The following is an 11838-nucleotide window of genomic DNA, read 5'->3' as shown; positions in this document are numbered from 1 at the left end:
TTCCTCCTTTCGTTATGGTGTAAAACGGCTAAACTTTAATGGACCATGAAAAATTTGTTCAGCGAGTTCGTCGTTGTACCTAGTATAAACTTCGTAAGACGGCATCGTATTGACGTACATAAGCCAAATGGCACCTTTTTGATCCATAATGGTAGAAAGCTCTAATTCAAATAATGACGAATAGGACTGATCGAGTGTTTTAAACACTTCATTTACAACATCATGTAAAGCATCTTTCAATAATTGAACACCAGTTGAAGAAAGCAAATATTTAATTTTGGAAAATGGATGTAACATGGACCGCTCTGTTACTGAAAGTAAAAATTGCGCTGGGAATGAAGACTTTTGTATGAATTGACCGAGTACTTCCCAATTCTGTTCTTTGTTTTTTTGCATAATGGTTCGAATATGAATTGGATATGATAGTTGATTTGGAGGTTGTAACATTGGATGGATCATATAATGGGATGAGTGTACGTTCGATTTGCACCATGATATAAATTCATCTGTCCGTTTGAACTTAGTAGAAGTACAATGCTGTTCATTTATTGTATCGATATGAAATGTTTTATGTTTGTAAGTGACTCGATATAAATTTTCATTAGAGTGTATATTGATAGGACGTATAACAATATCTCTTGTTTCTAGTAGTAATTTGAAAATTCCTTGGACCGTTCCTTTTTTTATTTTTGGAATGTAAGGAGAAAGACGTTTATTAGTAAGAAAAAGATTGTGTAAATCACTTGGATTAATAAGAGTGTTATTTAAAAAAGTAGTCGAGGAACGTTTGCGTAATGAATGAATAATCGATTTTGCTTGTTGGAATGCTTTATCCTCCTTGAAATGACAGCGATCATATATATATGAAGGAATGGGAAAGGTTTGATCTATCCAATTTCCTGTATCTGTATCGTAAATAAGACCAGAAACAAGATCTGTCTTTGAATCAATGCTAAACGGTGTGAATTGGGCAACGACGTTATGATAAAGACGAGCTCGCTTAGCGATTTCGGTGTAATACATTTGCTCGTGATGAAATTTAGAAGTTAAAAGACCAAGAACCAACGAAATCACTCCTTTATTAACAGGATGTTTGCATAATAGGCGAAGCTATATATTGCAAATACATTTTTATACCATTATACTTTTGTCCGTATGATGATATGCTATAGTTTTGGAGAAGTGAAAGGTTGATTATGATGAATATATGGTTGAATATGCTAACAACGACAGGACTCGGGGCGATTATTGGAGGGTACACGAATCATTTAGCAATAAAAATGTTATTCCGTCCTCATCGTCCTATTTATATTGGGAAGTTTCAAGTTCCATTTACGCCAGGGTTAATTCCGAAGCGTCGTGATGAGCTTGCTGTTCAATTAGGAAAAATGGTTGTAGAACATTTGTTAACACCAGAAGGAATCGGAAAGAAATTAACAAATGAAGAGTTTCAAGCCAGTTTAATTCGCTGGGCACAAGTGGAAGTTGATAAAGTAATAACGAATGAACAGTCGTTACGGGATATGTTAGAAAAATGGAATTTAGAACATGTAGAAGAAGAGGCGACTCAAAAAGTCGAACATGTTATTACAGAAAAAATTCATGCATTTTTAGCAGAGTACTGTACATATACATGGGAACAGGCTTTACCTCATTCTGTTCATGAAAAAATAGAGAATACGATTCCGAATGTAGCATCTTTTATTTTGAAAAGAGGAATTAGCTTTTTTGAAAGTGAAGAAGGAAAGGCACGCCTTTCAAAAATGATTGACGACTTTTTCGCTTCTCGCGGGACACTGCTTAATTTAGTCGGTATGTTTTTAGGGAATGTAAGTTTAGTGGATCGTGTGCAGCCGGAAGTGATTAAGTTTTTAGGACAAGATGGAACAGAGCGGCTGTTAACTGATGTACTGCAAAAAGAGTGGGAAAAGTTAAAAGGAAGAGACGTACAAGAATTAGAAACGTTTGTAGAGAAAGAAATGATTGTGAGCTCCATATTGTCAGCTGTTAAAGTAGAGGAAACGGTGAGTAAATTTTTAAACCAATCTGTGCAGAAAGTATGTGAACCAGTTCGAGAAACGGTTATTGAAAAAGTAGTTCCAAGCGCAGTAACGAAAGGCTTGAAGTGGGGAACAGAAAATGTAGCGAGCATACTAAACAATCTACAACTTGCGGAAATTGTGCAGCAAGAAGTATCTACATTTTCAACTGAGAGACTAGAAGATCTCGTATTGTCCATTACAAAAAATGAGTTGAAAATGATTACGTATTTAGGTGCATTATTAGGCGGAATGATTGGACTTATGCAAGGGTTGTTACTTCTGTTCCTTAGGTAATAAAAGCGAATACATAGAAATAAAGTGAAATTTCTTCACATCTCTTGCATAGTTTGATATGGTAAGAAGAGGTGCCTATGTAAAGGCACGTAAAAGGCAGTGCGCATGAAAAGCGCTAGCCTTCTAAAGGAGGAAAAATAAAATGACAAAAAACATTCATGATGTTGCATATGAATTACAAAAAGCAATCGCTGAAAACGAAGATTTCCAAACATTAAAAGCAAGCTACGCAGCAGTACAAGGAGATGCAGAGTCAAAGAACTTATTCGAAGAGTTCCGCACGATGCAACTTGGCCTACAACAAAAAATGATGCAAGGTCAAGAAATCACTGAAGAAGACAACCAAAAAGCACAAGAAGTTGTAGCTCGCATTCAACAAGATGCTAAAATCACAAAGTTAATGGAAACTGAGCAACGTTTAAACATCGTTATCACTGACGTTAACAAAATCATTATGCAGCCACTTGAAGAATTATATAGCGCGCAACAACAAGCTTAATAGTGGAAGACGCTCCTAGTATGGGGGCGTTTTTTTTATGTATACCATTAAGTTTATTAAAGCGCTTTGTGAAAGAAAAACCTGTCTTGAACAAGTTATCAACTTGTGTGAGTTTGTTTAATTTGTAAAATGAAACCCCAATTTTGAAGCAAAAGAAATATAAATTTCTCTCCAAACATATACATCAAAAGGGTAGGGGGGATATGATGGGAAACTCAATTACTATTAGTTTATGCATGATTGTAAAAGATGAAGAACAGACTATATCAAAATGCTTAGAATCGGTCAAAAGTGTTGTGGATGAAATTATTATTGTAGATACAGGTTCAACAGATGCTACAAAAGAGATTGTGAAGAAGTACGATGCGAAAGTTTATGATTTTCAGTGGATTGAAGATTTTTCAGCGGCACGAAATTTTGCATTTTCTAAAGCTACAAAAGAATATATTCTTTGGCTAGACGCAGATGACATAATAGGTACGGATGATGGAAAGAAATTGCTACAGTTAAAACGTACGTTAGATCGTAGTACGGATGCAGTATCTATGAAATATTATTTAACTTTTGATATAGAAGGAAATCCAACGCATTCTTTAAGGAGATATCGATTAGTCAACAGAAGTAAAAATTTTCAGTGGCATGGATTTGTTCATGAATATTTAGAGGTGTATGGAAATCTTATAAATAGTGATGTAGGGGTAAGTCATAAAAAAGAAAAAGCATATACTAATCGTAATTTGAAAATATATGAAAAACATCTTGAGAGTGGAAAAGAGTTTAGCCCCCGCGATGTGTACTATTATGCAAATGAATGTAAGGATCACGGATTATATGATAAGGCTGTTAAGTGGTATTCAAGGTTTTTAGATGAAGAAAAGGGTTGGGTTGAAGATAATATTCAAGCTTGTTTAAAAAGAGCCGAATGTTATTTTGAATTGGGGGACTTAAAAAAATCTATCCATTCTTGTTTACAATCATTTATGTATGACACACCTAGAGGAGAACTTTGTTGCCACTTAGGACGTGTATTTTTGCAGCAAAGTGAATATGCCAAAGCAATATATTGGTACCATGCAGCAATTGACGGACCGCGATCAAAAGATTCTCCATTTGTCCGGGAAGAGTGTCATACATGGTTGCCGCATATTCAACTATGTATTTGTTATGATCGAATAAAAGAATATGAAAAGGCAATTTATCACAACGAACAAGCTGCACAGTTCATACCTAATAATCCAAGTATTGAATATAATAGAAAATATTTTGATGGTTTATTTAAAAAATAGTATTTAATAATACTAGATAATTATTTCGGTTGCTGAGAGGAGTCTGATTCATGCTCACAAGTATAATTATATTAACTCATAATCAATTACAATACACAAAAGAATGCATCCAAAGTATTAGAACTTATACAGTGGAACAAGAGTATGAGTTAATAGTTGTGGACAATGCATCAACAGATGGTACTGTAGAATGGTTACAAAAACAATCGGATATTATACTAGTGGAAAATGCAGAAAATATGGGTTTTCCAAAGGGATGCAACCAGGGAATTAAAAAGGCAAAAGGTGATAATATTCTATTATTAAATAATGATGTGGTCGTAACTAAAAAGTGGTTAAGAAACTTAATTCGGTGTTTGTATGAAAACGAAGATACTGGAGCTGTAGGACCCGTCACTAATAATGCTGCTTACTATACTGCTATACAAACCTTTTATAAGGATATTCAAGGGATGCAGAATTTTGCAACTTTATATAATCAAAGTGATAAAAATAAATGGGAAGAACGTATGAAATTAATAGGATTTTGTATGCTTATAAAAAAATCAGTGTTAGATGAAGTTGGAGTATTAGATGAACGATTTACACCAGGGAATTATGAAGATGATGATTTGTCGTTAAGAATTTTTGAAAAGGGATATAAATTGTATTTATGTAAAGATACATTTATTCATCACTATGGAAGCGTATCGTGGAGAGAAGACAGTGTTAACTTTTCCATAGTTTTACATGCAAATAATATAAAATTGTATGAAAAATGGGGATTTTATGGTGAAAGTTTATACATTCATTATGATTTACTAGCAATTGTAGATCGATTTGCGCCTGATCAAGTAAATATTCTTCATATAGGAGCTGGATGTGGTGCAACTTTATTAGAAATGAAAAGGCGTTACCCGGCAGTTTCCACATTCGGTGCAGAAGTTAATGAAAAAGCGGCAGCTCTTGCAAATAGGGTAGGTCCTACAACTTCTAGCGAGTATGACAAGTTACACGAGGTATTTAAAGATGAAAAATTCCAGTACATTCTATTATCACATCCTATTGAGCCAGCGCAATTACCTCATGTCATACAATCTATTTCTCAGCTTTTAACGCCAACAGGAACTTTCATTATGACGAAATTCAATTTAGATAATTATAATGCATTAAAAAATTCATAAGAAAATTAATGTTTTTTTAGGTTCCTCTTCGGAGGTGAACTGTATTTGGGAATTTTGGAGAGGAAATGGTTCCTTCTATATATACAAAACCGAAATCCGAGCCCGGATTTCGGCTTTTCGATGTGTGATGAAATAAGAAATTACCTTCGTATTTTTGTTGGTTTGGTCACTTGCAAATATACAGGATGGGGCAGTTCAAAGTCAGTGAAACATTATAGGATAGCTCCTTTACTTTGAAACACACGGATGCTTTTCATAATAAAACCGCCATGGATAGTGAACGGCTTCGTCTGCATAATCAATATTAATACGAGGACCAGCTAGTATGTTATGTATGGATGATAAATGGCCTTCTTCAGGAACTAATTCAATATGTAACGTATCACTTTGAAGTGATACGCCGCGCTCTTCTAAAGTGATTCCGAGTGAGCGGCATAGTTTTCCGGGTCCATTTGTTAAGTTTTTATACTGAGCCTTCGTAATGTCAGTTTTGTTGTAGCGCGCTAGTGTCATGTCTTCGATTCCGTCTACAGGTTCAAGAGCACGAATAAGAACTCCTTGCGGGGTGCCGATTGGTGCTGTAATTACGTTAAAGCAATGATACATACCGTAAATTAAATATACGTAAGCATGTCCTGGTGCGCCGAACATTACTTCTGTTCGATCAGTCCGTCTGCCGCCGTAACTATGTGCGGCCTTATCATCTGGACCTTTGTATGCTTCTACCTCTACAATAATTCCGCTTCGCTTTATGCCGTCTACAATATGAACGAGTTTATGTCCAAGTAACTTCTTTGCGACCTCTAACGTATCGCCTTCATAAAAAGAAGGTGGTGCCTGCATTGTACTATCTCCTTTGCCAGTTGTATATGTATATAGTAAACCAAATTTTCAGTAGTAATTCTAACTCGTTCTATTTACTACATTTATTTCATAAATTATGGATAGAGTACAACAGCGAAGAGGGGGAGTGCGACATGATTTATCGCTTACTAGCTCTTAATATAGATGGGACACTACTATACAACAACGGAAAAATCGCAAAAGGGTTACGGGAGACAATTGACTTTGTGAAAAGAAAAGATGTATACGTTACATTATTTACGAATCGTAATTTTCAATCTGCTCATAAAATAGCGAAGGCGTTAAAATTAGATTCTATATTAGTTACACACGGTGGAGCTTTCATTTCAGCAACGTTAGATAAGCCGTTCGCTCAAAGGAGATTATCTGAAGAGAAAACCTTTAATATTGTGCAAGTGTTAGAGCATTTTGATTGTAATGTTCGCATTTCTCATGAAAGATATTCAATTGGGAATCGTGAGAGAAATACACCAAACTTAATTGCGCGTACTGTATTATCAAGCGCAGATCCGTTATTTTATCCGGTTCAATTTGTAGATTCGCTAGGGGATGCCCTGCGTGATCACCCAGTAGCTGCACCAAAAATTGATATTGTCTTCCATACGAAAGGTGAAAAAGAAAGAGGGATGAATACGTTAAGAAAGGCATTTCAAGATGTAGAGTACGTCGAGTGTGATGCGAGGCGTATAGAAATTCTCCCTCAAAATGTATCAAAACTACGTGGTTTACAATTACTTGGGGAGCATTTAAATATTAACCTTAGTGAAATGGTTGCGATTGGAGACAGCACAGAAGACTTAGAGGTAATTGAAAATGTTGGCCTTGGGGTAGCAATGGGGAACGCTCCTGTAGAATTAAAGCAAGCCGCAGACTGGATTACACGTTCTAATACTGAGAACGGCGTAGAGTATATGATTAAAGAGCATTTTCGTAAGCAATTCCCGCTTCCTTTTTTAAAGAATCATAAACATACACCGAAACGATGAAAAAAGAAACGTAGCATTTTCGCTACGTTTCTTTTCTTTTTTTATGCTTCGATTACTTTCAGCATTCTATTTAAAAATGCCGCAGCTTCACCACGTGTTGCTGTGCCTTTTGGTACAAACTCGTTTCGCTCGTTACCTTTTACAATTCCGTATGCGTAAATCCATTTTGATGTTTCGTTTAATTGAATTTTAAACCAATTTCCAGACTGTTCAGTAGGAGCGAGTGCTTGTGGCTATATTTTGTGTTCTTCTTTAAATGGTTCGAAAGGAAGTGAATATGTAAAAGTCTCTTCCTTTATATGTATTTAAACTAGTAGTAAGTACTAATACGTTTTAGATTGTCACAAGGGCATATTACAATGTCTATACAACTAGAGGGTATTCGTGAAAAATCAATATTCAGTATGTTTTAAATAGGATATAGAAATAAGGTAAAACCTTCTGTATTGACCTGCAAACGCCCTTCAAGTAAACTAAAGAGAGTTTGCAAATGAAAAGGTGATAATGTTGTTAATTTCAATTAAAACGTTACAAGATGATCGTTTTTTACGTCCGCTACAAAATATTGGCGGTTTATTTTTTGAAGAGAGCACGATAGGGTTTGAGAAAGAAGAAGCAAATCTTATCGTTGATATACAGATAGAAGGTAATGTGACAGCATCGGCTCGTTTAACAGATGTTGCGACTGGAAATGTATATGAAGAAACATTCTCTAAAGATTTATCTGCTTTCACAGAAGAAAAAGAACGTATGAAGCAAGTGAAACATGTTGTTTCTTACGTATATCTTTCTGTACTTCAACAGCTAACTGGACTTGAACAGAGCTGGGGAATATTAACTGGGGTACGCCCAACGAAACTTCTTCACAAACTGCTTCAAAATGGTATGTCAAAAGAAGAAGCGCATAAAGAACTTCGTGAAAGTTATTTAATTCATGAAGAAAAAATTGAGCTTCTTCAGCGTATCGTTGATTGCCAATTAGCGGTTATTCCAGATTTATACCGTTTGAAAGAAGAAGTAAGTATTTACATCGGTATTCCGTTTTGTCCTACAAAATGTGCGTACTGTACGTTCCCGGCTTATGCAATTAACGGACGCCAAGGATCAGTTGATTCGTTCTTAGGCGGGTTACATTATGAAGTTCGTGAAATTGGTAAGTTTTTAAAAGAAAAAGGTGTTACAGTTACGACGATTTATTACGGCGGTGGTACGCCGACGAGTATTACAGCAGAAGAGATGGATATGCTGTATGAAGAAATGTACCAAGCGTTCCCAGATGTGAAAGATGTACGTGAAGTAACAGTTGAGGCAGGTCGCCCAGATACGATCACACCAGCAAAGCTAGAAGTGTTAAATAAATGGAACATTGACCGTATTAGTATTAATCCGCAGTCATACCATCAAGAGACACTAAAGGCAATTGGACGTCATCACACTGTAGAAGAAACGATTGAGAAGTATCATTTAGCACGTGAAATGGGAATGAACAATATTAATATGGATTTAATTATTGGTCTTCCTGGTGAAGGATTAGACATCTTTAAGCATACGTTAGATGAAACAGAAAAGTTAATGCCAGAATCGTTAACAGTTCATACGTTATCATTTAAACGTGCTTCTGAAATGACGCAAAACAAACGTAAATATAAAGTAGCAGGTCGCGAAGAAATTACTGCGATGATGCATGAGGCGGAAGAGTGGACGAAGAACCACAATTACGTGCCATACTATTTATATCGTCAAAAAAATATTTTAGGTAACTTAGAAAACGTTGGGTATGCAATGCCGACGCAAGAAAGTATCTATAATATTGTTATTATGGAAGAAGTACAATCGATTATCGGACTTGGTTGCGGTGCATCAAGTAAATTTGTTCACCCACAAACAGGAGCAATTACACATTTTGCAAATCCGAAAGATCCAAAATCATATAACGATGGCTTCGTGAAATATACAGAAGATAAACTGAAAATTTTAGAAGAGCTATTCGTTTAAGGAGAAGGGGGTTGTTCCAATTTGGAACAGCCTCTTTTTATATTGTCAGTTTTTGTCGGTAAGTCGATATATTCGAAAAATCGCTGATATAAATTGAGTTGCGTGCGATATATTCAAAAAATCGCCGATATAATTTCATTTACCATCAAACGGTCTATTTGTAAAATTATGTCGATAATAATCAGAAAAATTAGTCGGATTATTAAAGGACAATGTCTACTTATAGACGAAATGATAGATTTATGAAAGAGAAAAGGGGGAAATTGTTGGTATGTACATGACGATAGGGAGAATTTTTGATTTGGCAGTTGGCAAGTATCCGAATAAAGAGGCGTTAGTAGAACCGGAAAAAAATATTCGCTGGACATATAAACAGTGGGATGAGCAAATAAATAAAACGGCGCAAGCTCTATTGAAAGAAGGAGTAAGAAAGGGAGATTGTGTATCTGTTTACTTATATAACTGTCGTGAATTTGTAAACGTTTACTTAGCCTGTGCCAAAATTGGAGCGATCTTTAATCCAATTAATTTCCGCTTAAAAGCAAAAGAATTATCGTATATCCTCCAAGATGCAGCCTCGAAAGTAGTTGTCTTTGAAAAAGCAGTCGAATCAACAGTTACTATGATTGAACGAGATTTTCCAAATTCGTCTTTTTGGTATGTAGAAGACGATGCACCTTCCTATGCTAGTTCTTACCATGAAAAAGTAAATGAAGCATCAGCTGAAAAAGTAGATATTGTAGTCGATGAAATGGATTATTGCTCTATGCTTTATACGAGTGGTACGACGGGTCATCCGAAAGGCGTACTACATCGCCATCGTGATATGGCTGAGCATAGTATGATTTGTACGTATTTCATAAAATATAACAGGGATAGTGCCGGACTTGTGGTAGCGCCTTTATATCACTGCGGCGAGTTAAATGCTGGAATCATACCGCGCATTCAAGTTGGCGGAAAGAATGTTATTTTACATCATTTTGATACGGATAGAGTATTACATACCATTCAAGAAGAGAAGATTACGACGTTTTTTGCAGCACCGACGATGTGGAATATGTTATTGCAAAAAGATCTAGACGAGTATGATTTAACTTCGATGAAAATCGGTGTATATGGCGGGGCTGCGATGGCTCCAGCGCTAGTGAAGGAATGTAAAGAGCGTCTTTATATTGATCTTGTTCAAATTTACGGAATGACAGAAATGGGTCCAGTTGTTGCTTTTCTCGTAGAAGAGGATCAAATTACGAAAGCTGGTTCAGCAGGAACACCGTGTTTTAGCCATGAAATTCGAATTGTCAAACCGAATGAAGATGCACCAGCAGAGCCAGATGATATGTTGCCTCCTTATGAAGTAGGGGAAATTATTTTACGCGGCCCGACTATGATGGCTGGATATCATAATCGAGAAGAAGCAAATGCAAAATCAATGTATAAAGGATGGTATCATTCTGGTGATTTAGGCTACTTCGATAAAGACGGTTATTTATTCGTTGCAGATCGCGTTGATGATATGGTAATTAGCGGTGGTGTAAATATTTACCCTCGTGAAGTGGAAGATTTCCTTCATAGTCACCCAGGTGTATTAGATGTTGCAGTACTTGGTGAGCCAGATGAACTATGGGGAGAGCGTGTCGTTGCGGTTGTTGTAAAGAAAGATGAAAATATTTCAGAAGCTGATTTAGAAATGTATTGCAAAGAAAGTGATGAATTAGCAGATTATAAACGTCCGCGTCATTACTTATTTGTAGATGAACTTCCGCGTAATGCGAGTGGGAAATTACAAAAGTTTGTGCTGAGAGAGTCGTTGAAAGGCGCGAAAAACTAGGCGGTAGAGCAGTTATCTATACAAATAAGGCTATCTTTCTTAATAAGGAAAGGTAGCCTTATTATTGTGAAATTATTAAAAATGAGGAGATAGCAGGTTGAAAAATTTGTATGTACCTTCTATTTATAATTACTTCCTATTATTATAGTGGAATATATTTTATTGCTTAATGTTTTGATTTTAAACTTAAATAGGTTGGGTTTTGAAGTGGAAGAGAAATATTAAAATAGTAAATATAGGTGTGTAATTTCGGAATATGTTCGTGCTTCAGTGCTAGTGGAATAAAGTTATTAGGGAGAATGGTGATGGATAGTATTCGAAAGAGAAAAATAGCCAGTCGTCAGATGACCATATGAACAAAGCGGTCATTTAGTATATTTTGGTAGCATGAATATAGTAACAAATTAATATATAAATGAACAGTCTTGTAATGCACTTTTATAAGTACTAATATTTATTGTTGGCTGCCAAAACAAGAAGTAGAAAGGAACAATATGGTTAATGAATCGTGTTGTTTACTGATTTGTTTTGCATGATTAAAGATAGTTTGATGCTGCAAATATTCTTTAGTTGTACCTTTTTTAAAAGGTGGTTTAGGGTGGAAAGAATTTCAAGATAGAAAAATGCGAGAATTAAAAGTGGAGGCGTTATGAGTACATATTTAAAAAGAATATCTGTAGTTTGTTTTATTTTTACTGTTATTATTGGACAAGTTTTTATGCCTATCATAGGGCATGCTCAAGAATTAAACACAACAGGATTTGTTGATACATTTAAGTTCGACAAAACGGATCTAACTTACGGAGAACGAACGGGAATAAAAGTTGATTTTAGTGATAAATCTGGAAATCAAATGAAGGCTGGAGACACACTAACATTAG

General features: G+C 35.6%; 9 protein-coding genes and 2 pseudogenes. 8 read left to right on the top strand and 3 right to left on the bottom strand.

From position 1 onward, the window contains the following. Positions 1–12: 12 nt before the first annotated feature. Positions 13–1065 carry a YheC/YheD family protein gene (locus tag JTF23_RS17555; RefSeq protein WP_016103834.1) on the bottom strand — a complete coding sequence of 351 codons (1053 nt, stop codon included), beginning with the start codon at positions 1063–1065 and terminating at the stop codon, positions 13–15. Between the two features lie 125 nt (positions 1066–1190). Here JTF23_RS17555 and JTF23_RS17550 point away from each other — a divergent pair, with 125 nt between their 5' ends. The 4 genes from JTF23_RS17550 (at position 1191) to JTF23_RS17535 (ending at position 5284) form a co-directional block, all read left to right on the top strand. After that, positions 1191–2336 carry a DUF445 domain-containing protein gene (locus JTF23_RS17550; protein ID WP_204209292.1) on the top strand — a complete coding sequence of 382 codons (1146 nt, stop codon included), beginning with the start codon at positions 1191–1193 and terminating at the stop codon, positions 2334–2336. A gap of 142 nt (positions 2337–2478) precedes the next feature. Then, positions 2479–2835 (top strand): YlbF/YmcA family competence regulator, encoded by a 357-nt coding sequence (locus tag JTF23_RS17545; protein ID WP_002159128.1) that lies wholly within the window; start codon positions 2479–2481, stop codon positions 2833–2835. A 206-nt stretch (positions 2836–3041) separates the two neighbouring features. Next, on the top strand, positions 3042–4121 hold the full coding sequence (locus JTF23_RS17540; RefSeq protein WP_204209291.1) for a tetratricopeptide repeat-containing glycosyltransferase family 2 protein: 1080 nt from the start codon (positions 3042–3044) through the stop codon (positions 4119–4121). A 50-nt stretch (positions 4122–4171) separates the two neighbouring features. Next, the gene (locus tag JTF23_RS17535) at positions 4172–5284 is read left to right on the top strand and encodes a glycosyltransferase (protein WP_204209290.1); all 1113 of its coding nucleotides are present in this window, start codon (positions 4172–4174) and stop codon (positions 5282–5284) included. Between the two features lie 228 nt (positions 5285–5512). On the opposite strand, the gene JTF23_RS17530 is transcribed toward JTF23_RS17535, so the two are convergent. Then, entirely contained in the window at positions 5513–6127 is a 615-nt protein-coding gene (locus JTF23_RS17530; protein WP_204209289.1) for a DNA-3-methyladenine glycosylase, read from the bottom strand. A 134-nt stretch (positions 6128–6261) separates the two neighbouring features. On the opposite strand from JTF23_RS17530, the gene JTF23_RS17525 reads away from it, so the two are divergent. Further along, a complete protein-coding gene (locus JTF23_RS17525; RefSeq protein ID WP_002114839.1) occupies positions 6262–7134 on the top strand; it encodes a Cof-type HAD-IIB family hydrolase in 873 nt (290 codons plus the stop codon). A 41-nt stretch (positions 7135–7175) separates the two neighbouring features. Here the strand turns inward: JTF23_RS17525 and JTF23_RS17520 are convergent. Beyond that, a pseudogene (locus tag JTF23_RS17520) lies at positions 7176–7295 on the bottom strand (S-layer homology domain-containing protein); the annotation flags it as partial. A 343-nt stretch (positions 7296–7638) separates the two neighbouring features. On the opposite strand from JTF23_RS17520, the gene JTF23_RS17515 reads away from it, so the two are divergent. The 3 genes and pseudogenes from JTF23_RS17515 to JTF23_RS17505 form a co-directional block, all read left to right on the top strand. After that, positions 7639–9129 (top strand): coproporphyrinogen III oxidase, encoded by a 1491-nt coding sequence (locus JTF23_RS17515; protein WP_204209288.1) that lies wholly within the window; start codon positions 7639–7641, stop codon positions 9127–9129. Positions 9130–9400: 271 nt separating this feature from the next. Continuing rightward, positions 9401–10957 (top strand): fatty acid--CoA ligase, encoded by a 1557-nt coding sequence (locus tag JTF23_RS17510; protein WP_002159120.1) that lies wholly within the window; start codon positions 9401–9403, stop codon positions 10955–10957. 649 nt (positions 10958–11606) lie between these two features. Beyond that, positions 11607–11838, top strand: a pseudogene (locus JTF23_RS17505) (Ig-like domain-containing protein); the annotation flags it as partial.

This window comes from Bacillus sp. RIT 809 (genome assembly GCF_016892495.1).
Lineage (GTDB): Bacteria > Bacillota > Bacilli > Bacillales > Bacillaceae_G > Bacillus_A > Bacillus_A cereus_U.
The sequence above is the reverse complement of the archived record's forward strand: the minus strand, read 5'-3'. Positions and strand labels throughout refer to the sequence as shown.

Excerpts from the sequence above, each read along its gene's own strand:
- JTF23_RS17510 (WP_002159120.1), top strand. The coding sequence starts at position 9,401 with ATGTACATGACGATAGGGAGAATTTTTGATTTGGCAGTTGGCAAGTAT.
- JTF23_RS17515 (WP_204209288.1), top strand. The coding sequence starts at position 7,639 with ATGTTGTTAATTTCAATTAAAACGTTACAAGATGATCGTTTTTTACGT.
- JTF23_RS17530 (WP_204209289.1), bottom strand. The coding sequence starts at position 6,127 with ATGCAGGCACCACCTTCTTTTTATGAAGGCGATACGTTAGAGGTCGCA.
- JTF23_RS17525 (WP_002114839.1), top strand. The coding sequence starts at position 6,262 with ATGATTTATCGCTTACTAGCTCTTAATATAGATGGGACACTACTATAC.
- JTF23_RS17545 (WP_002159128.1), top strand. The coding sequence starts at position 2,479 with ATGACAAAAAACATTCATGATGTTGCATATGAATTACAAAAAGCAATC.
- JTF23_RS17535 (WP_204209290.1), top strand. The coding sequence starts at position 4,172 with ATGCTCACAAGTATAATTATATTAACTCATAATCAATTACAATACACA.
- JTF23_RS17540 (WP_204209291.1), top strand. The coding sequence starts at position 3,042 with ATGGGAAACTCAATTACTATTAGTTTATGCATGATTGTAAAAGATGAA.